The sequence below is a fragment of the Aliihoeflea sp. PC F10.4 genome, from assembly GCF_054612275.1.
In genome coordinates this window covers 3,618,962-3,639,736 of record NZ_JBTSWH010000001.1, presented here as the reverse complement: position 1 = coordinate 3,639,736, position 20,775 = coordinate 3,618,962, and the positions used below count along the sequence as shown (strand labels likewise).

Sequence of the window (20,775 nt, the reverse complement as noted above, 5' to 3'; positions counted from 1 at the left end):
CCCTGGCTCTATTCGTTCGGCGAGTGCGGGTCTTTCAACGCGGCGTCCGGACGGCTGATCGGCACGCGGTCATTCGATGTGCGGCGTGCCATCGTCTTTTCGCCGCTGCGCTGAAGCATGGCGCGGAAAGTGGGGTGCATGCCGCCGTCAAGATAGGCGTGTTCGCGGAAACTCATGCCGGAGGTCAGCATGGCTTCCATCTGCATGCGGTCCGCTTCGCCGCGATTCGCGATCGCCGGTTCCGCCGCATTGACGGGACAGGCGGCCATCGGATCGGTCGACTGGATGTCTGTGTCGAAGACGTAACGGCCTTCGCAATAGGCAACGCGCGGCTGGCGGCGCGTGACCTCGAAAATGTCGTAGCCGCGCTTCAGGTCCTGCCAGAAGGCGAAATTCGCATTGCCCCGGTGCTTGGCCATGTTGCGCGGCGTCATGCGGAAGGGAAACGCCTGCACCTGAAACGCGGACTGTCCGCCGCGCAGCGCATCGCGCACCACCGCGTAGATTTCGCCGACGCCTTCGTCGGTCATCGCGTAGCAGCCGGAGGACGAACACGCGCCATGAACCATCAGCGCGTCGCCGGTATAGCCATGGGCAGCTTCCAGCCTGTTCGGATAGCCCAGATTGAACGACAAATGATATTGCGAGCGCGGGTTCAGCATGTTCGCGTTGACGTGATAAAAGCCTTCGGGTGCCTGCCGGTCGCCCGCGCGGGTCTTCGGCCCAAGCTGGCCCGACCAGCGGCACATCGGATAGGTCTTCAAAAGCGCGTAGCGGCCGTTGCGGTCCTGCTTCCAGACTTCCAGTTCGCTTTCCTGCTTGAAAATGCGAACGAGAACCGGGCTTTTCGGCGTCATCTGCTTTTGCGACATCTGCGCCACGAGGGCAGCCGGGATCGGCTGCGTGCCGCGCGTATCGACGTCGAGCACGCTGGATACGCAGCCCGAAAGGGCGAGCGACAATGCAAGGGCGACGACAGGCTTCAACATACGCAACATGGCACAAGATTCCGCTTCGGATCGGGTCCGCCTTTGAACCCGGCAATGCCGAAACCTGCGCCTTCGTGGTTAAGAAGAGGTTTCAGCATATCCTTTATTGCCCGCCGATTCGGCCGATCAGCTCACCCCATGACAAATCGTGATCGAATTTGCCGTGCTGGAGAAATTCGACGACCTGCGCGATGACCAGCGGATTGTTCATCATGAAAGTGTGGGTGACGGGCAGGACGATATGGTCGCTCATGCCGGCCAGCCGTGTGCTTTCGACGGAAACCTTGCCATCGTTCGGGCCTTGGAACGTTGTCGACAGGATCGGGTTGACCGTGCGGTCGCCGGCGATGATGCCGACCTCGAAATTCGCCTCGGGCAGCATGTTCGGAAAACTGTCCGCTTTGGTGCCCAGTTGCATGCCGGCAGGTCCGTTGACCAGTTCGAAGAGCGCGATGCCGCCGAACGTGTCGACGACTTCGGAGCCGTGATTGGGTGGGGCCAGCATGACGACGCGGCCGAGACTGTCAGGCTTGCCTTCCTGCAACCACGCGCGGGCGAGAATGCCGCCCATCGAGTGGGTGACGAAGTGGAAGCGCCGGTCGCCGCATTCGGCGACGGCCTTGTCGACATTTCTCAAAAGCGCCTCGATGGAAAGCTCGGTCGACGGATAGGTCTCGCTGATAACGGTGTAGTCGAGCCGTTCCAGTGTCTCCTCGATCAGGAGCATGGATGCTTCGGTACGTGCCAGCCCATGAAGCAGCACGACGCATTCTTCCGCCCAGGCTTTGGCGGGAAGAAGAAGGAGAAGAACGAGTATGAATGCACGCACGGGCCGGCTCCCGACAGCTTATGTCGCGCAATGATTGCCACATGGAGCATTGGCAAGGAACTCAAATTTTCCGGCGTGCTACACGTCGAATTTCATATCCGCCATTTCATGCGCGTCGATTGTCGCGAGCTGATCGGCAACCGCCTTGCGATAGGCAGGCCTGTCGAAACAGCGATCCTGATAGGCGACCAACGCCGGAAATTTCTCAAGAATGTGGGGGCGTCTCGCTATCTTCAGGACGGACGACATCATCAGATCGGCGATGGTGAATTCGTTGCCGACGAGCCAGATGCGCTCGCCCAGGGCGGTTTGCAATTGTTCGAGCCTTTGCTGCGCTGCTGCGACAACGATCGGCCGGCGCCTGTCTGCCTCTTGCTTGTCGTCGATAAAATATTCGACCTCGGCGATATTCATCAGGAACGGCTCGATCGAATTCAGCGCGGCAATAACCCAACATATAACCTGCGAGCGCTCGTTGGCGTCGGTTGGCAGGAGCTTGTCTGCGCGCGTCGCGACATCGATGACGATCGCACCGCTTTCGAACAGCGTCGGCCGGCCGTCTTCTTCGAGATACGGAACCTGCCCGAAGGGCTGCCGGGCGCGGTATTCAGCGGATTTGAGCGTTGGCGCGTCGATCAGCCGGACTTCGTACGGCCAGTTCACCTCGTTGAGAACCCAGCGTGCGCGATGGTCCCGCACTTGACCCGCCGCAAAGGGCGGCACCCATTTCATTGCCGTGATCGTGATCATCGAGTGTCTCCCGTGGGTATTTTCAAGAAAGACGTGGCCACACTATCCGATCCGACAAGATGTGTTCGAAGTGTCGGGACTTTTATCGGTTGGCGGCCAGCGACACGCTCTTGATCTGGGCGAACACGTTCTCGCCTTCGACGAGGCGCAAGGCTTCGGCCGAGCGCCGCGTGATGCGTGCGCGGATCGGCGCTTCGAAGTCGACGCCGATATCGAGCCGAACGCTCGCTTCCGCGGCGTCGAGCATGTCGATGCCGACGATGCGCGCCGGCAGGATGTTGAGCATGCTGGTGGCGTCTGGAAGGCTTCGGGCGATGGAAACGTCGCTCGCCGCTATGCGTACGCGCGCCTGTTCGCCGACGTTGAGCGACTTTGCCACGACGAGCATTTCACGTCCGGCGATGTCGAGAACCGCGATGCCGTCCGGATCGTGTCGCTCGACCTTTGCGGGAAGGACGGCCGCGAAGTCGCGCCGCGCAGCAAGCGGCGAATCCGGCGCTGACAGAACCTCGTTGAGTGGGCCGGAGGCGACCAGCTTTCCCTGCCGCAACAAGACGAGGTGGTCGGCCAGCCGCTCGACCTCGGAAATGTCGTGCGTCACGAACAGGATCGGGATTTTCAGATTCGCATGCAGCGCCTCGAAATAGGGGAGGATTTCGTCCTTCGCCATGCGGTCGAGTGCGGAGAGCGGCTCGTCCATAAGGAGCAGGCGCGGCTGGGAAAGAAGCGCGCGACCTATCGAGACGCGCTGGCGCTCGCCGCCTGAAAGGTTGGCTGGCGAGCGGTCGACGAGATGCGCGATGCCCAGAAGATCGACGATATCGTCGAAGCGCACGTGCTTTTCGTCGGCCTTGGCACGGCGCTCGCCATAGGTCAGGTTCTGGCGAACGGTGAGGTGGGCGAAGAGGCTCGCCTCCTGAAAAACGTAGCCGAGCGATCTCTTATGCGTCGGCACGAATTGCCGTTCGTCCTGCCAGACCTCGCTGCCGATCGCCACGCGGCCCGGCGTGCGATTGAGGCCGGCTACCGAACGCAGGATCGACGTCTTGCCGCATCCAGATGGTCCGAAAAGCGCGGTGATGCCGTGCATGGGCACGGAAAGATCGACGTCGAGCCGGAAGGTGCCAAGAGTTCCCTTCAGCGCGATTTCAATCCGCTCGGCCATCAAAACGCTCTCCGGCCGGTGCGCCGTGCCAGAAGCGACACCGACAGGATGACGACGAACGAAAACGCCATCATGCCTGCTGAGAGAATGTGCGCCTCGCGCCACCGCAGGGTTTCCACGAAATCGTAGATGGCGATCGACAGCACTTTCGTCTCACCGGGGATGTTGCCGCCGATCATGAGGATGACGCCGAATTCGCCGACCGTATGCGCGAAGCCGAGAACCGCGCCGGTCAGAAGGCCGGGGACCGCGAGCGGCAGGGCAATGGTGACGAAGCGGTCCCATGGCGAAGCGCGCAAGGTGGCCGCCACTTCGAGTGGTCGCACGCCCATCGCCTCGAAGGAATTGCGAATGGGCTGCACCATGAAGGGCAGCGAGGAAATGACGGACCCGACGACCAGCGCTTCGAATGAAAATGCGAAGGTGCGCATTCCGAACCACGGGCCGAGCCAGCCGCCGAGCGCCTGTGGTCCGAGCGCTACGAGAATGTAGAAGCCGAGCACGGTCGGTGGCAGGACGAGCGGCAGAGCGACGACCGTTGCCACCACTTCCTTCCAGCGCGATTTCGTCCAGGCGAGCCACCATGCGATCGGGGTGCCGACCACGATGAGCAGGATCGTGGTGATGGCGGCAAGCTCGAGCGTCAGCCGGATCGGCGACCAGAGTTCCTGAGACAGCGTTTCATTCCCCCGAAATGAAAAGCCGCGCCCCGGTCGTCCAGAGGCGCGGCGATTTCAAACTATCGGATCAGCGGTCGAGCGCGTAGCCGTATTTCTCGATGATGGCGGATGCCTCGTCGCCCGTCAGGAATTCAAGGAATGCCGCGGCGGCGGGATTGGCTTCTCCGGTGGTCAGGAGAACGGCGTCCTGCCGGATCAATTCGTAATTTTCCTGCGGGACGACCCAGCGCGAGCCGGCATCGGTCTGCGAGACCTGTCCGAGCGCCACGAAGCCGACCTCGGCATTGCCGGTTTCGACGAACTGGTAGGCTTGGCCGATGTTCTGGCCCTGCACGATCTTCGGCTGAAGAGCCTCATAGACGCCCAGCGCTTCCATCGTCTCGACAGCTGCCTTGCCGTAGGGCGCGGTTTCCGGATTGGCGATCGCGATCTGCTGGAAGTCTCCTGCTTCCAGTGTCTCCGGGCCTGTCACCTTGCCGTCCTCGATCGAATAGAGGACGAGCTGACCGATGGCGTAGGTGAAAACGGTACCCTCGACGCCGTAACCCTCTTCCACGGCCTGCGTCGGCCGCTGATCGTCGGCGGCAAGGAAAACCTCGAAGGGCGCGCCCTGCGTGATCTGCGTATAGAACTGACCGGTCGCTCCGAACGACAATACCGCTTCATGGTCGGTCGCCTCGGCGAACGCGGCTGCGATCTCGTTGGCGGCGTCGGTGAAATTGGCCGCAACGGCCACGTTTACGGTATCAGCGTGAGCTGCGGAAGCCAGCAGCGACGCGGTTGCAAATGCCAGAACGAAACGACGCATCGGCGCCCTCCTTTATATTGCGCTGAATATATTGGTAGTCGTATCGGGACTGATGCGCGCGCGCAAGTTCGTCTTTCACAATTCGTGACTTCGCAAATGCCGGCCACCGATCGCCGATGAAATGAGTGGCATTGGCGCAAACGCGGGTCTGTTAGCGTTCATACTCTGTGTCCGCATGCGGTCCGCGTTTAAGTTGACTATTCAAGTCAGGAATATTATCGCCTCTCTCGAAACGTCCTACCCAGCCGGTCGGCAAGGCAAGCGGTTCACCCGTCTTAGTTTTGTCGTCCGGGGGATTGGATGAAGGTCAAACTGCTTGCTTGCGCGTCTGCCGCGCTTCTCGCTGGCACCTGCGCATATGCACAGGATGATGCCACGGTTCTCGATGCGCTCGTGGTCGAGGGGGGCGATGCGCAGCAGACGGGTGGCTCCAGAGGTGAGACGATCGCACAGGATTCGGCAACAGCGACGAAGACCGATACGCCGATCATCGAGACGCCGCGCTCCGTCTCGGTCGTCACCCAACAGCGCATGGCCGATCAGGGTGTCCAGTCCGTGCAGGATGCGCTCGTCTATACGCCCGGTGTCTTCGGCGCGACCTTCGGCTTCGATACGCGCGGCGACTGGTCACGCATTCGCGGCGTCGATCCGGTCCAGTATCGCGACGGGCTGCAGGAACTCTTCGGCTTCTACAACAATGTGCGCCCGCACCCTTACGCGCTTGAGCGCATCGACATCCTCAAGGGGCCGGCTTCGGTGCTTTATGGACAAGGCTCCATCGGGGGCATCGTCAATCTGTCGAGCAAGCTGCCGCAGGCCGAGGCGCGGCGCGAGGCCTATGTCGAATATGGAAATCACGACCGCAAGGAGATCGGCTTCGATCTGACCGGCTCGGCCAATGCCGACGAGACGTTCCTTTACCGCCTCACCGGCGCGCTGCGCGACAGCGACACGCAGGTCGATTACGTGCCTGACGATTCGTTTTTCTTCGCGCCGTCCTTCACCTGGCGGCCGAGCGCGGATACGAGCTTCACGCTCCTCGCCAACCTCCAGCGCAACGAATCCGGCACCTCGACGCAGTTCCTGCCATGGGCCGGCACGATCTTCCCGGCACCGAACGGGCCGATCCGCGACGGCGTGTTCCTGTCCGAACCTGGCTTCGACGGCTACGATACCGAGCAAAAGGCCATCACCGGCATTTTCGACCATCGCTTCGACGAGGTCTGGTCGATGAGCGTGCGGGCGCGCTATTCGGACAGCACGTCCGATTATCGGACGATGTATCCGTCCTTCCCGCCGACCATCAATCCGGACGGCACCACCATCGACCGTATCGTGTCGGTCTCGCAATACGATGCGCGCGCCTTCACCGGCGACGTGCGCTTCAACGCGGATACGTCGACGGGCGCGCTCGGGCACAAGATCGCCTTCGGCATCGACCAGCAATATGTGAATCTCGGCTCGGCGTTCGCCGGCGGCATCGCAACGCCGATCGACCTTTACGATCCGGTCTACGGCAACCTGCCGATCGTCGACCCCTTGTCGCCTCGCACGGTGACTAACACGCGCCAGACCGGCTTTTATCTCAGCGACCAGATGAAATGGGACCGCTGGCATGCCTCCGTCGGTGTGCGCTATGACCTTGCCCGTGACGGTTCGGGCAATACGGAAGACGTCGTATCGAAGGATTTCGGGCTTCTCTACGCGTTCGACAACGGCATCTCGCCCTATGTCAGCTATTCGGAATCCTTCCTGCCCACCATCGGCGTAGATATTAACGACGATCCGTTCCGGCCGCGGCGTGGCAAGCAGGTGGAAGCGGGTATCAAATATCAGCCGCCAGGTTCTCCCTCGCTCTACACGGCATCCGTTTTCCATATCGAAGAGAACGGCCGCCTCGTTGGCGATCCGACCAATCCCGGTTTTCAGGCACAGCTTGGCGACGTGACGATCAGAGGCTTCGAACTGGAAGCGCAGACGGTCATCGCGGACGAGTTCGAGCTTCTGGGCGGCTACTCCTATCTCGACACTGAAACGTCGGACGGCTTTCGTCTTTCCAGCGTTCCCACCCATCAGGCGATGGCCTGGGCGACGTGGCGGCCGGGCGGTGAATGGGAAGGCTTCAAGATCGGCGCGGGCGCACGCTACGTCGGCTCGTCCTATGACGGCGTCGATACGATCAAGGTGCCCGACTACGTTCTGGCGGATGCCATGGTCGGCTACGAGGCGGAGAACTGGGAAGTTACGCTCAACGCACGCAACCTGTTCGACAAGTCGCATGTCGTCACCTGCCTCGCGCGTGGCGATTGCTTCCTCGGCCAGCGGCGCACGGTCTCCATGAAACTGACGTCTAAATTCTGAGGATCGGATGGGCATGGCGATATCGAAGCATTCGGACGAAGCGGCCTTCATGGCCGCCGTCCATGCTGCCATGCCGGGCATCGACGCCGAATTCGGCGAGACGCCGCCGGACTGGCTGGGTGGCGAGGACGACCGGCAGGACGCCGAGGCCGTCGCAACACTTCATCGGGAGATCGCCACAGCCTTTCCCGGCGCGGGGCGCGCCTATCATGCGGTGCGAAGCTGGTCGATGCTCGTCTGGCAACCGGCCATGACCGGCGTCATGGCGGTTCATTCCCACGGTCTCGCCTTGCCGGTCGAGCGCATGGGCCAGCGTGTCGCAGATGGCGGGGTCTATGGCTTTCGCCTGCCCGGCGGGCTGTCCAGCCATGGCACGACGGAGCATCTGATCGACATCACGGCGATGCGCATCAGGGCCATGTCGGATCGCCTTCACGCATTGCTTGGCGAGATCGCGCCTATGAAGGAGAAGATCGCGTTCCGGCTGCTCGCGGACCGGATCCTCGGCACGCTCGTTCATATCCATGCGCACGAACCGCAGTTGCGGGTTTGCGACCACGCCGCGCATTGGCTCGACGCTGCCGGTCTGGGCGAGATGAGCGGACTTGCCGAGGTCACACTCGACAGCGGCGCGCCGCATCCCGTCCTCGACCGCAAGGCCTGCTGCCTTCATTATCTGTGCGAGCCCGGCGCGCTTTGCATGTCCTGCCCCAAGCAGCCGCGCGAAATTCGCTTGGCGCGCATGCGCGACTACTGGAACGGCCATGCTTGAGTTGCGCGACATCGTCATGCGCCATGGCGGCCGCGAGGTGCTGAACGTGCCGTCGCTCGACCTGTCAGATGACGGTTTCACTGCCATCATCGGGCATAACGGGTCCGGCAAGTCGACGCTGATGAGCCTGATCGCGCGTCAGCAGACGCCATCATCCGGTGTCGTTCGCCTCGACGGGCGCGCAATCGACAGTTTTCCGCAGCGCGAACTCGCCCAACGTATCGCTTTCCTGCCCCAGGAACTCAGCACCGCGCCGGGGCTCGACGTGCGCGAACTGGTCGGGCTTGGCCGCTATGCCTGGCGCGGGGCGCTCGGACGCTGGCGCGAGGAGGACCGGCAGGCGGTGAACGCCGCGCTCGCGCAAACCGACATGACGGATTTTGCCGACCGCATGGCCGACCATCTGTCCGGCGGTGAGCGCCAGCGGGCGTGGATTGCCATGCTGATCGCGCAGGACGCGCCGCTCCTGCTTCTCGACGAACCCACCTCCGCGCTCGACCTCGTGCATCAATATGCCGTCATGTCGCTTCTTCGCAGTCTGAACCGTAAGGCGGGGCGGGGCATCGCGGTCGTCCTCCACGACGTCAATCTGGCCGCGCGTTTCGCCGACCGGGTGATCGCGCTCAAGAACGGTCGCATCGCCTTCGATGGCACGCCGCAGGAATTGATGGCGGACGACCTTTTGAGCGACCTCTACGGCATCGATATCCGGCTGGTCGCTCACCCCGACGACGCGCACCCCATCGCCATCGTGGCCTGATCCATGGCACGTCTGAGACTGGTCGCCCTCATCGCGGCGTTTCTTTTTTCCGCAAGCGCGATAGCCGGCGTGACGATCACCGATGATCGCGGAACGCAGACTTTCGATGAAACGCCCCAGCGCGTGATCGCGCTTTCATGGGCGGTCGTCGAGCAACTCGTCGAACTCGACATCGAGCCTGTCGCCATTGCCGATCCCGAAGGATACCGGCTCTGGGTCGTCCAGCCAGCAATCGGCGAAGGCATCGCCAATGTCGGACGCCGTGACGAGCCGAATATCGAACTGATCGCCGAGCTTGAACCCGACGTCATCGTCATCTCCGACGATCAGGAGCAGCTTGCGCCCGTATTGGAGCGGATCGCGCCGGTCGTCTATTTCAAGCTCTTCAGCATCGATCACGACAATGCGGAGGTGACGCGTACGAGCTATCTCGAACTTGCGCGCCTCCTCGGACGCGAGGACTACGCCCGGGAAAGGCTGCAAGCGCTCGATGATCGTCTTGCCGCCCTGCGCCGCAAGGTGTCCGATCATTTCGGTGGACGGCTTCCCAAGGCAACCGCGATCAGCCTCATGGATCAGGCGAGGGTGCGCGTCCATGGCGACAACTCCACCTCGCAGGCCGCACTTGCCGCACTCGGCTTCGAACCCGCCTTTCCGCAGCCGACGAGCGCATGGGGCTTCGTCCAGAAACGGGTCGACCAGCTTGGCACCGTGGAGGAAGGCGTCATCCTCAACATCGAGCCGTTTCCAGGCGCGGACCAGCTATTCGCATCACCGATCTGGCAGGCCATGCCGTTTATCCGCGCGGACCGCTTCGCGCGCGTGCGGCCGAGTTGGACGTTCGGCGGAGCCTTTTCCATCGGCTATCTGGCCGACGCCTTCACTGATGCGCTCCTGACACTGGACCCTGAATGAACCGCGCCGCGCTCTGCCTTGCCGCGCTCGCCGCATCCGTGCTCGCGCATCTTCTGGCGGCGAGCGCGCTGCCGCTCGGCGAACAGCTCGCGATCGTCTTCGGACGCGTGCCCGATCTTTTCGAGGAAGTGCGCTTTTACTATTCGGTCCTGCCGCGTCTTTCCATGGCGCTCATATGCGGCGCGGCGCTCGGCCTTGCCGGAGCCGTCATGCAGGAGGCGACGCAGAACCGTCTCGCCTCGCCGATGACGCTCGGCGTATCTGCGGGCGCCCGCGTCGGGCTTTATGCTGCGACGATCTTCCTGCCGGGTCTCGCCGCGGCTTACGGCGTCTGGTTCGCTCTTCTGGGCGCGGCGCTGTCCATGGCGCTGGTGCTGTCGATCGCCGGGCGTCAGGGCATAGGCGGCCTGCCGATTGTGCTCGCCGGCATGGCGCTCAACATGCTTTTGACGGCCATCGCCGTCGCCCTCATCCTCATGAACGAGTTCTACGTCCGTCACCTTTTCATCTGGGGCGCGGGCGACCTGACGCAGATCGACTGGACGAATGTGGAATGGCTGTGGCCGCGCATCGCGCTCGTCATTCCGCTGACCTTCCTTCTCGCGCGGCCTCTGACGCTTCTCCGCCTTGGCGAAAAGGGCGCGAGCGCGCGCGGCCTGCCGGTGCTGCCCGTCCTGGGGCTGGCGGCGGCGGCCTCTCTCTGGCTCACGGCTGCTGTCGTCGCGATCGTCGGCGTCATCGGCTTCATCGGCCTGATCGCGCCGAACATCGCGCGCATGTCGGGTGCGCAGTCGACGGCGTCCCGCTTCGCGTTGTCGACGCTGCTTGGCGCGGCGCTTCTCGTGGCGACAGACGCCGTCGCTCTGTTCGGCTCGAACTTCACCTCTGACATGATCCCGAGCGGCGCGACCGCTGCGCTTGTCGGCGCACCCGCGCTCGTCTGGCTCGCCGTCACGCAGATGCGTGCGCGTGAGAATGTCCGCTTCTTCCTGCCGAAGGGGCGCGATCGCCTGCCAAGTATAGGACTGGCTTTCATCGTCGCGCTCGCCGGTATCTTCATCGTCGCCTCGCTTTCGGTCGCAATCACTGCCGAGGGCTGGCGTATCGGCTGGCCGAACGAGCTTTTACTGGCCTTGCGCTGGCCGCGTGTCGCGGCGGCGGCCGCAGCCGGCGCATCGATCGCCATCGCCGGCGTCGTTCTCCAGCGACTGATCCGCAATCCACTGGCCAGCCCTGACATCATGGGCATGAGCTCCGGCGCGACGCTGGCGCTGGTCGGCTCGGCGCTGCTTGCCGGCGGATCGATCCATCAGGCAAGTTCGGGCGTTGCCGTTCTGGGCTCGGCGGCCGTCCTCGTCGCACTCGTCTTTTTCGGCCGCCGCAACGATTTCGCACCGGCGATCATGGCGCTCGCGGGCATTTCGCTTGCCGCCTTTCTTGACGCTGTCGTCCAGTTCGTCATCGCGCGCGGCGGCGAAGAGGCCTATGCGGTGATCGGGTGGCTTTCAGGCTCGACCTATCGCGTCCAGGCCGGCGAGGCAGCGTTTCTGGCATTCGCGGCCGTGCTTTTCGGGGCGATCGCGCTTCTGGCACGTCGTGCGCTGACGCTGATCGTAGCGGGCGACGGCACGGCTTCGGCGCGAGGACTATCGATATCTGTCGCGCGCCTCTCGATGCTCGTCTTCGCGGCAATCATCACGGCGACCGTCACTTCGGTCATGGGGCCGGTCGCCTTTGTCGGGCTGGTCGCGCCGCATCTCGCCTCGATCCTCGGCGCGCGCCGCGCAGCCGACCAGACGATTGCCGCAGCCGCGCTTGGAGCCAGCTTGATGGTTGCTTCCGATTGGCTCGGTCGCACGGTTCTTTATCCGGCTCAATTGCCGGCGGGGACCATCGCGGCGATCCTCGGCGGCAGCTATCTGATTTTCCTTCTGGCGAGACGGCGTCCGGTCTGAAGCCCTCGCAGTCTAACCGCGATGACGGCCGTTCCACGAACGGCGCGCAGTGTCGTGCGCTTCCTCGTAGGAGCGGTGTTCGCCGATCGCCAGTAGCGCGAACGCGGCGGTGGCGACGATCGTTTCCTCCGCGTCCTCGTCTTTCGCCGCGTCGTCCCACACGGCCTGCCAGTATTCAAGGCTGCTGTAGCCGTCCAGCCGTCGGGATGCGGACGCCCTCGACAACGCGGCCATCTGGAACTGCGAGATGCCGCCATCGGCCTGAAGCTTGACTTCCGAACGCCGGAAAGGGGTCGCCTGCGCGACGTCGCGATGGCTGCCGATCGTCAGCAGACGCGGCCAGCCCAGTTGCAGAGCCGCCTCCTGATGCAGCGAATGCAGCGCGCCGGCCGGCACACCCAGAATCGTAGCCGGCGCGCTTGCCGGGTTCAAAAGCTGGACGATCAGATTCAACGGCGAGCGCATCTCGAACTGGCGATAAAGCGCGATCAGGGCCTGAAGTTGCGGATCGACGGCGGCAAGCGGCAGATAGGCGATGTTGTGCCGGTCGAGCGCCATCTGGGCGTCTTCGAGGGACAGGCATCGCGCGATGCTCCCTATGCGCATGGCGGCGTCCAGCGGGTCGCCATGGTTGGCGAAACCGTGCAAAAGCACACGCCGGCCCGTGCCGGCCACCAGCCGCGCGGCGTGAAGGAACCATGGCGGACGGGTGTCGCGCGGCGACAGATAGGCCGGCCAGTCGAGATCGGCGATAGGTGAGGGCGGGGCACCGCGCCGCGCCGCACGAACCATGCCCGCCAGTTCGTTGGCGGTGGGATTGCGATATTGGAGAGCGATAAGGAATGCGCCGATCTGCACAGGATCGGCTTCGCCCTCAACGATGATCGAAAAGGCGTCTTCCGCTTCCTGTGGCGTCAGCGAACGCGACCGTCCCGCGCCCGCGCCCACCGTGGCGATGTAGCGTGCAAGACGAGCCTGCGCCGGCGCGTCGGCGCCAATCTCGGAAAGCCGTCTGGCATGAAAAGAGGGGTCGGGCTGGCCTTCCAGTATGACGGCGGGCCGCATGGCCAGCGGCGGCGACTGGATCAGGAGAGGACGATCCGCGGACTGCGCGTTCGAGGCGGGTGATGACGCGCCGCGCACGATATTGTCGACCTCGCTCGCCACCGCGCGCAATCGAATACGCAAATTCTCGGCAAAGGGTGTCGGCACGAAGCCGCGTCCGGTACGCGTGACGATTTCGTCGCCGAACATGTCTCGGATCTGGGCCAGAAGCCGGCTCATCGCCGGAACGCCGATGCCGAGTTGTGCGGCCGCGCCCTTGGCCGAGCCGGCGACGAGCAACGCGTCGAGCGCAACGAGCAGGCGCAACTGGCCGAGCGTGTCTCCGCCTCGCGCATCATCCTCGGTGGAACCGGCCCCGCTCAATGGCAGATCCCCGTTCCGGCGCATGGGTGCAGGTGGTCGAATTGCGATTTTTGCAACTTGGAATCGTTCTTAAACATCGACGTTGACCGTCCGGCACCTCGCGATAATAGGAGTGCTATAGTCAAGTTTGCAGATTGGGGCAATTCAATGATCGCTGGCAACGGGCGGGGGATTTCGCGCGCTATTTTGAACCATCACACCGGGCGGCTTCTGGCAGGTTCCTGCGTGGCATGTCTGGCGTTCGGGCCGGCTCTGGCGCAGGACGAGGAAGAAACCGTCATCACGCTTGACGGCGCGACGCAACTCCAGCAACTCGTCGTGACGGCCGCCGGTTTCGAGCAGAACGTCGCCGACGCGCCTGCCAGCATCTCCGTCATTTCGCGGGAAGACCTCGAAAAGGGCGCGTTTCGTGACCTGACCGACGCGCTCAAGGAAGTGCAGGGCGTTTCCGTCACCGGCATCGCCAATGAGCGCGACATCTTCATTCGTGGCCTGCCGGGCCAATACACGCTGATCCTCGTCGACGGCAAGCGCCAGACGACCCGCGATGCACGGCCGAACGGAAGCTCGGGCTATGAGCAGAGCTTCATCCCGCCGATCAGCGCCATCGAGCGCATCGAGGTCGTGCGCGGTCCGATGTCGTCGCTCTACGGCTCCGACGCGATGGGCGGCGTCATCAATATCATCACCCGCAAGGTTTCGGACGTATGGACCGGCGAAGTGACCGTCGAAGGCACCGTTCAGGAAAACCGCGACGCAGGCGACAGCGGGCAGGTTTCGTTCTATGGCGCGGGGCCGATCGTCAACGACGTCATGGGCCTGCAGGTCTGGGGGCGCGGTCTGCGGCGCGGCGAAGACCATTTCCTTGACGGGTTTCAGGGCAACCGCGAAGGCAACCTTGCTGGTCGCCTGACCATCACGCCGAATGCCGACCACGACATCTTCCTAGAAGCCGGTACGAGCCGTGTGCGCGGTTATACGAGTGCAGGCAAGGTGCTCGCCGACACTGCGAACGATTCCTATCGCGACTACGACCGCGACCACTGGTCGATCAGCCATACAGGCCGCTGGGGGCCGACGACCTCGGACTTCTCGTTCCAGCAGGAATGGGGGCAGCGCACGACGACGACCTGGAGCCCGGGGCTTGGCAGCTTCGTGGAAAATCCGCGCGCACCGAAGGTTCGCAATTCGGTTCTGGACGGAAAGTTCACGACGCCGTTCGACATGCTCGGGCAGCACACGCTCGTCACCGGCGGCCAGTTCCGCGATACGACGCTGACCGACCAGGGCCATCTGCCCGAGGACCAGACGATCTCGATCCAGCAATGGGCGGTGTTCGCCGAGGACGAGTGGCAGATGACGGACAGCTTCGCGCTGACCGGCGGCCTGCGCATGGATCACCACGAGGTTTACGGCACGCATTTCAGCCCGCGCCTTTACGGCGTTTGGCACGCGACGAACAATCTGACGCTCAAGGGCGGCGTGTCGACCGGCTTCCGTGCGCCGGAAATCCGGCAGATCGCGCCGGGCTATTACATGCCCACGCAGCAGGGCGTCGGCTTGATCGCGCCCAATCCCGATCTGCAACCCGAAAGCAGCGTCAATTACGAAATCGGCGCGCTTTACGACAACTACGCAGGCTTCACGGCCGGAGCGACGCTCTTCTACACCGAGTTCTCCGACAAGCTGAGCAACATGAACACGCACCAGCTCGTCGATCCCGTGACGGGCGACATCATCGACCCGCTCGGTGGAGCCTCGTGTAACGCAGCCGCGCTGGGACCCTATCCGGGTTATTCGTGCCTGTGGCAGAATTTCAATATCGACGAAGCCGTGATCCGGGGTATCGAGCTCACTTCCACATGGGACGCGACTGACGCGCTCACATTGCGGGCGAGCTACACCTTCACCGATTCCGAGCAGACCACCGGCGCTTTTGCCGGCTTCCCGCTCGCCCGCACGCCCAAGCACCGCGCTTCGCTGCGCGCCGACTGGATGACGCCGGTCGAAAACCTCGATGTGTGGGGAACGCTCACCTATCACGGCTCGGAGATCAATGCCGGCGCGCGCATCGGCGGCAACGGAACGCCGGTCGTCATCGACGGTGCGACGGGCCGCAAATACGATCCCTATACGACGGTCGATTTCGGCGGCTCCTACGCCTTCAGCGAAAGCGTGCGCCTCAACGCCGCTATCTACAACGTCTTCGACAAGACGCTCGACGTCGGGGACTACAACGCCACGATCGACGGCCGGCGGCTTTGGGTCAGCCTGAGCTCGACCTTCTAGGAGCATTCATGGACGCTTCGACAAACGCGGCTATGCCAGTCAACCGTCCTTCGGGACGGCCGGCGCTGCCCTCCTACAGGCTGGTCGTGCGCGGCGCGCAGGATGCGCCGGGCAACATGCGCCGCGTGATCTTCGATCTTCCGGGCGGATTCGACTATGCGCCCGGTCAGGCGCTGGTCACGATGATCCCGCTCGAAGACGGCGCGTTCGGACGCCGGGACTATACGATCAGGAGCATCGATCGAGCCGCTCGGACCCTCGCGATCGATTTCTTCCTTCACGGCGACACGCCCGGGCCGAACTGGGCGCGTCAGGCGAAGGAAGGCGATGAAATCGATGCGCGAGGTCCGCGCGGGCGAACGGTTTTCGATCCTTCGGCGGACTGGCATCTGATGACCGGTGACGAAACCTGCATTCCGGCGATTGCGCATATTCTCGAAACGGTTGCTGACGGCACCCGCGTCTTTGCCTTTATCGAGGTTGCGACACAACAGGACCGGATAGAGGTCGATACGCGCGCAGCGCTTGAAATCGTCTGGCTTTCCCGTGACGGAGCGCCCGCCGGTCCATCGCGCCTGATGAGCGATGCCGTCGCGGGGTTCACGCTGCCTCAGGGACGCGGCAAGGCCTACATCATCGGCGAGACGAGCAATGTTCGCGCCCAGCGCCGCGACCTCGTCGCGCGCGGCATGGAGCGCGCCGACATTCTCTCCGAAGGTTACTGGCGGCCCGGACGGGTCGGCGGTCACGACCATGTCGACGACTGACCGGCAAATCATATCAGGAACGGATATCTCATCATGAAGCACATGACATTTTTCGCCGCTCTGGCGCTTGGCGCGCTCCTTGCCGGTCCCGGCCACGCACTTACCGTCACGCACGCGCAGGGCGAAACCGAAGTGGCTGACAACCCGCAGACCGTGCTCGTCTTCGATCTGGCCACGCTCGATACGCTCGACGCGCTCGGCGTTAATGTGCAGGGCGTGCCGAGCGGCGCGATGCCGTCCTATCTCGAACAGTATCAGGGCAATGACGTCGCGCGCATCGGCTCGCTCTTCGAGCCGGATTACGAAGCCGTCGCCGCCGCACAGCCTGACCTCATCATTGTCGGAGGCCGCTCCGCCGCGAAATACGCCGATCTTGCGCGCATCGCGCCGACCATCGATCTCACCGTGGATCGCACGAACTTCATCGAGAGCGCGAAGGAAAACGTCGAGACGCTTGGCGAAATCTTCGGCAAGCAGGCGGAAGCGGAGGTGAAGCTCGCCGAACTCGACGCCTCAATCGCGAACCTCAACGAGGTCGCCGCCGATGCCGGATCGGTGCTCGTCATCCTGACGACCGGCGGACGCATGAGCGCGCATGGACCCGGTTCGCGCTTCGGCGTCATTTACGGTGAATACGGCCTGACGCCCGCGGTCGAGGGTCTCGATACCGGAAATCACGGACAGGCGATCTCCAACGAATTCATCCTCGAAAACAACCCCGACTGGCTCTTCGTCGTCGATCGCGACGCTGCCATCGGCCGCGAGGGAGAAGCTGCGGCTCAGTTGCTCGACAACGAACTCGTCGGCCAGACGACCGCATGGCAGAACGATCAGGTGGTCTATCTCGACCCGGTCGGCTGGTATCTCGTCGGCGGCGGCCTGACCGCGATGCAGATGAGCGTCGACCAGATCGCGACTGCGCTGTCGACGAACTGACCGCCTCGCCATGATGAGGTAGCCGGCGTCCGAACGGGCGCCGGCATCGCCGTTTTTGAAGATCGTTTCATCGGAACCTGAAAAGTGCGAGCCAGCCTTCCGCCAGCCATCGCCGCGCTTGTCGTGCTCATGATCGCCAGCCTGTTCGTCGGCGTCAGCAGCATCTCGCTGCCGGCGCTGTGGGCCGAGGGGCTGGACGGGCGCGCCGCACAGGTTCTGTTCGCAAGTCGCGTGCCGCGCACGCTCGCGCTCGTTCTGGCCGGAGCTGGCATGGCGGTCGCCGGCCTCATCATGCAGATGCTGGTGCGCAATCGTTTCGTCGAACCATCGACCGTCGGCACGGTCGAAGCGGCGACGTTCGGCATCCTGCTCGTCACCGTTTTCGCGCCGGGCATGCCCATCGTTGGACGGATGGTCGTGGCGGCCATATGTGCGCTCGCCGGCACCGCGCTCTTTATGCAGATCTTGCGTTTCGTGCCCTTGCGCTCGATCCTGATGGTGCCGCTGATCGGCATCCTTTTGTCTGGCGTCATCGGGGCTGTGACGACCTTCTTCGCCTACCGCTACGACCTTTTGCAATCGCTTGGCGCGTGGACGAGCGGCGATTTCTCGATCGTCCTTCGCGGCCGCTACGAACTCTTGTGGATTGCCGGCTTCATGACGGTGATGGCCTATGTGGCCGCAGATCGCTTCACCGTCGCCGGGCTCGGCAAGGATTTTTCGACCAATCTCGGCCTCGACTACCGCAAGGTCGTCGCGCTTGGCCTCGTCGTCGTGGCACTGGTCAGCGCCTCCGTCGTCGTCACGGTGGGCGTCATCCCGTTTCTGGGCCTCGTCGTGCCCAATGTCATCAGCCTGATGATCGGCGACAATCTGCGCCGCGCGCTGCCGCTCGTGGCGGTGATGGGAGCGGGGATGGTGCTTGTCTGCGACATCGTCGGCAGGCTGGTGATCCATCCTTATGAAATTCCCATCGGCACGATGATGGGGATGATCGGAAGCGCCTTCTTCCTGTATCTCCTGTTGCGGAAGAACACCCGTGTCGCCTGAGGTCAGAACACGCCGGATTACTCTGACATTCGTGCTTCTGTGCGGGCTGGCCTTCGTCGCTGTCGCCGCCTTCATGACGCTCGGCGCGCGAGGCAACTGGAGCTTCGTCCTGCCGTTTCGCGGCACGAAGCTGGTCGGCCTCGTTCTCGTCGCCGTTGCTATCGCCGTATCGACGGTCGTCTTCCAGACGATCACCAACAACCGCATCCTCACGCCCTCGATCATGGGATTCGACGCGCTCTACGTCCTGATCCAGACGGTGCTGGTATTCGCCATGGGAGCTGGAACGGTTTCCGCGCTCGATCCGCGTGCCACCTTCGCCATGGAAGTCGCGCTGATGCTCGTCTTCGCCAGTCTGCTCTATCGCTGGCTGTTCGCCGCGACCGTCCATTCGCTGCATCTTCTGCTGCTCGTCGGCATCGTCTTCGGCGTCTTCTTCCGCTCGGTATCGGGTTTCCTCCAGCGCATCATCGACCCGAGCGAATTTCTCGTCCTTCAGGACCGGCTTTTCGCCAGCTTCAACACGGTTGATCCGAGCCTGCTCGCGATCTCCTGTGTCGTGGTCGGTGCGATCTCGCTTGCACTTTGGCGCATGCTGCCGGTTCTGGACGTGCTCGCGCTCGGCCGCGACAACGCGATCGCGCTCGGTGTTTCCCATCAGCGAATGGTGGCCGTCTCGCTGGTCCTCGTCACTATCCTCGTCGCCGTGTCCACCGCGCTGGTTGGACCGGTAAGCTTCTTCGGCCTGCTCGTGGCAAACCTCGCCTATCTGGCGATGCCGAGTGCGCGCCATGCCGTCATCCTTCCGGCAGCCGCGCTTTTGGCCGTCATCTTCCTCGTCGGCGGGCAAGTCATTCTCGAACGCGTCTTCGCCTTCGATACGGCGCTCGCCGTCGTCATCGAGTTCATCGGCGGGATCGTCTTCATCGCCCTCGTCATTCGTGGAGCCGCGCGTTGATCGAAATCGAAACGCTTTCCAAATCCTATGGCGAAACATGCGTCCTCGATGCCGTGAGCCTGCAATTCGAACGCGCCGGCGTCACCGGCATCATCGGTCCAAACGGGGCAGGAAAATCGACGCTTCTGTCGATCGTCGGGCGGATCGTTTCGGCGGATAGGGGACGCGTCAGCGTTGACGGACTAGACATAAAAGCGACGTCCGGCGACACGATCGCCAAACGTCTTTCGATCCTGCGGCAGGACAACCACATGGCGGCGCGGCTGACCGTGCGCGATCTCGTCGCCTTCGGCCGCTATCCGTATACGAAGGGACGCACCACGATCGAGGATCGCGCCCATGTGGACCGTGCGATCTCCTATCTCGGGCTGGACGATTTCGCCGACCGCTTCCTCGACGAGCTATCCGGTGGCCAGCGCCAGCGCGCGCATATCGCGATGGTCCTGTGCCAGGATACCGATTACGTGCTGCTCGACGAGCCGCTCAACAATCTCGACATCAAGCATGCGGTCGCGATCATGAAATTGATCCGCCGCGCCGCGCACGAGCTTGGCAAGACGATCATCGTCGTCCTGCACGATATCAACATGGCGTCCGCCTATTGTGACCGGCTCGTCGTCATGAAGGACGGGCGCATCGTTGAGCACGGTGCGCCGCGCGATGTCATGGCGGCCGGACTTCTGGAGACAGTCTACGAGACGACGGTGAAGATCGTCGAAATCGAGGATCGTCTCGTCGCGATCTACTGAAGGCGGTCCCGCGACGAAAGCTACTGATTGATCTCGGGCTCGACGAGTTTTGCAAGCTTGCGCAGCGAATCCTGCCAGCCGAGATAGCAGGCCTCGGGCGGGATGATGTCCGGCACGCCTTGCTGCTCGATGTTGATTTCCGTGCCGACCGAAACGGCTTTGAGACTGACGGTGACCTTCATCTCGCCTGGTAGGTTCGGATCGTCGAATGAATCGGTGTAGACGAGACGTTCGCCCGGAACGAGTTCCAGATAAGAGCCGCCGAAGGAATGACTTTGGCCGGTGGTGAAATTGCGGAACGACATGCGGTGACTGCCGCTGACCTTCGCCTCAAGTTCGTGGACGGTGCAAAGAAAACCGTATGGCGGAAGCCAGCTTGCGACCGCATCCGGTTCGATGAATGCGCGATAGACTTTCTCGGGCTTGGTGGCGATGACGCGGTGAAGGCGGATCGTGCTGGGCATGGGTTTCTCCCGTGGTTCGTTTCTGCCGCCCGGCGGCATCTTGCCACCGGACATACGTAAGACGAAGACGCACGGGAAAAGCCGACATGCCGGCGAACAAATCCGGCATTGCTGAAAAGCACGGGAAACCGGCCGGGCGTCAATCGTCCG

At 63.1% G+C, this 20,775-nt stretch carries 19 protein-coding genes; 11 read left to right on the top strand and 8 right to left on the bottom strand.

What is annotated here, in order from left to right; translation table 11 throughout:
• Positions 1–8 precede the first annotated feature (8 nt).
• The 6 genes from ACX82Z_RS18275 to modA form a co-directional block, all read right to left on the bottom strand.
• On the bottom strand, positions 9–998 hold the full coding sequence (locus ACX82Z_RS18275; RefSeq protein WP_459590433.1) for a L,D-transpeptidase family protein: 990 nt from the start codon (positions 996–998) through the stop codon (positions 9–11).
• A gap of 94 nt (positions 999–1,092) precedes the next feature.
• Positions 1,093–1,818, bottom strand: a complete 726-nt coding sequence (locus ACX82Z_RS18270; RefSeq protein ID WP_459590432.1) for an alpha/beta fold hydrolase — start codon at positions 1,816–1,818, stop codon at positions 1,093–1,095.
• Between the two features lie 78 nt (positions 1,819–1,896).
• Positions 1,897–2,568, bottom strand: coding sequence for a glutathione S-transferase family protein (locus tag ACX82Z_RS18265; protein WP_459590431.1), 672 nt, complete (start codon positions 2,566–2,568; stop codon positions 1,897–1,899).
• 82 nt (positions 2,569–2,650) lie between these two features.
• Positions 2,651–3,733 (bottom strand): molybdenum ABC transporter ATP-binding protein, encoded by a 1,083-nt coding sequence (gene modC / locus ACX82Z_RS18260; protein ID WP_459590430.1) that lies wholly within the window; start codon positions 3,731–3,733, stop codon positions 2,651–2,653.
• Complete coding sequence (gene modB / locus ACX82Z_RS18255) at positions 3,733–4,410, bottom strand: molybdate ABC transporter permease subunit (protein WP_459911865.1); 678 nt, start codon at positions 4,408–4,410, stop codon at positions 3,733–3,735. The genes modC and modB overlap by 1 nt, the downstream gene beginning before the upstream one ends.
• 70 nt (positions 4,411–4,480) lie before the next feature.
• Positions 4,481–5,221 carry a molybdate ABC transporter substrate-binding protein gene (gene modA / locus ACX82Z_RS18250; RefSeq protein WP_459590429.1) on the bottom strand — a complete coding sequence of 247 codons (741 nt, stop codon included), beginning with the start codon at positions 5,219–5,221 and terminating at the stop codon, positions 4,481–4,483.
• A gap of 300 nt (positions 5,222–5,521) precedes the next feature.
• Between modA and ACX82Z_RS18245 the strand changes: the two genes are divergently transcribed.
• Genes ACX82Z_RS18245 through fhuB form a run of 5 tightly spaced genes read left to right on the top strand, consistent with a single transcriptional unit; the run spans position 5,522 to position 11,984 of the window.
• Positions 5,522–7,582 (top strand): TonB-dependent siderophore receptor, encoded by a 2,061-nt coding sequence (locus ACX82Z_RS18245; RefSeq protein WP_459590428.1) that lies wholly within the window; start codon positions 5,522–5,524, stop codon positions 7,580–7,582.
• A gap of 13 nt (positions 7,583–7,595) precedes the next feature.
• Positions 7,596–8,354, top strand: a complete 759-nt coding sequence (locus ACX82Z_RS18240; RefSeq protein WP_459590427.1) for a siderophore ferric iron reductase — start codon at positions 7,596–7,598, stop codon at positions 8,352–8,354.
• Complete coding sequence (locus ACX82Z_RS18235) at positions 8,347–9,114, top strand: ABC transporter ATP-binding protein (protein ID WP_459590426.1); 768 nt, start codon at positions 8,347–8,349, stop codon at positions 9,112–9,114. Before ACX82Z_RS18240 ends, ACX82Z_RS18235 begins: the two co-directional genes overlap by 8 nt.
• A 3-nt stretch (positions 9,115–9,117) precedes the next feature.
• Positions 9,118–10,029, top strand: a complete 912-nt coding sequence (locus ACX82Z_RS18230; RefSeq protein ID WP_459590425.1) for an iron-siderophore ABC transporter substrate-binding protein — start codon at positions 9,118–9,120, stop codon at positions 10,027–10,029.
• Positions 10,026–11,984 (top strand): Fe(3+)-hydroxamate ABC transporter permease FhuB, encoded by a 1,959-nt coding sequence (gene fhuB / locus ACX82Z_RS18225; RefSeq protein WP_459590424.1) that lies wholly within the window; start codon positions 10,026–10,028, stop codon positions 11,982–11,984. The genes ACX82Z_RS18230 and fhuB overlap by 4 nt, the downstream gene beginning before the upstream one ends.
• Positions 11,985–11,996: 12 nt before the next feature.
• Here fhuB and ACX82Z_RS18220 read toward each other — a convergent pair whose 3' ends face one another.
• Entirely contained in the window at positions 11,997–13,412 is a 1,416-nt protein-coding gene (locus ACX82Z_RS18220; protein WP_459590423.1) for a glycosyl transferase family protein, read from the bottom strand.
• Positions 13,413–13,559: 147 nt separating this feature from the next.
• Here ACX82Z_RS18220 and ACX82Z_RS18215 point away from each other — a divergent pair, with 147 nt between their 5' ends.
• The 6 genes from ACX82Z_RS18215 (at position 13,560) to ACX82Z_RS18190 (ending at position 20,161) form a co-directional block, all read left to right on the top strand.
• Entirely contained in the window at positions 13,560–15,701 is a 2,142-nt protein-coding gene (locus ACX82Z_RS18215; protein ID WP_459590422.1) for a TonB-dependent receptor domain-containing protein, read from the top strand.
• Positions 15,702–15,709: 8 nt separating this feature from the next.
• Complete coding sequence (locus ACX82Z_RS18210; RefSeq protein WP_459590421.1) at positions 15,710–16,468, top strand: siderophore-interacting protein; 759 nt, start codon at positions 15,710–15,712, stop codon at positions 16,466–16,468.
• A 42-nt stretch (positions 16,469–16,510) separates the two neighbouring features.
• Positions 16,511–17,404, top strand: coding sequence for a siderophore ABC transporter substrate-binding protein (locus ACX82Z_RS18205; protein ID WP_459911864.1), 894 nt, complete (start codon positions 16,511–16,513; stop codon positions 17,402–17,404).
• 129 nt (positions 17,405–17,533) lie between these two features.
• Positions 17,534–18,454, top strand: coding sequence for an ABC transporter permease (locus ACX82Z_RS18200; RefSeq protein WP_459911863.1), 921 nt, complete (start codon positions 17,534–17,536; stop codon positions 18,452–18,454).
• Complete coding sequence (locus tag ACX82Z_RS18195) at positions 18,444–19,412, top strand: iron chelate uptake ABC transporter family permease subunit (protein ID WP_459590420.1); 969 nt, start codon at positions 18,444–18,446, stop codon at positions 19,410–19,412. The genes ACX82Z_RS18200 and ACX82Z_RS18195 overlap by 11 nt, the downstream gene beginning before the upstream one ends.
• Positions 19,409–20,161 carry an iron ABC transporter ATP-binding protein gene (locus ACX82Z_RS18190; RefSeq protein WP_459590419.1) on the top strand — a complete coding sequence of 251 codons (753 nt, stop codon included), beginning with the start codon at positions 19,409–19,411 and terminating at the stop codon, positions 20,159–20,161. Before ACX82Z_RS18195 ends, ACX82Z_RS18190 begins: the two co-directional genes overlap by 4 nt.
• A 20-nt stretch (positions 20,162–20,181) precedes the next feature.
• Here ACX82Z_RS18190 and ACX82Z_RS18185 read toward each other — a convergent pair whose 3' ends face one another.
• Positions 20,182–20,625: an SRPBCC family protein gene (locus ACX82Z_RS18185; protein WP_459590418.1), complete on the bottom strand. Its 444-nt coding sequence runs from the start codon at positions 20,623–20,625 to the stop codon at positions 20,182–20,184.
• Between the last annotated feature and the right edge of the window lie 150 nt (positions 20,626–20,775).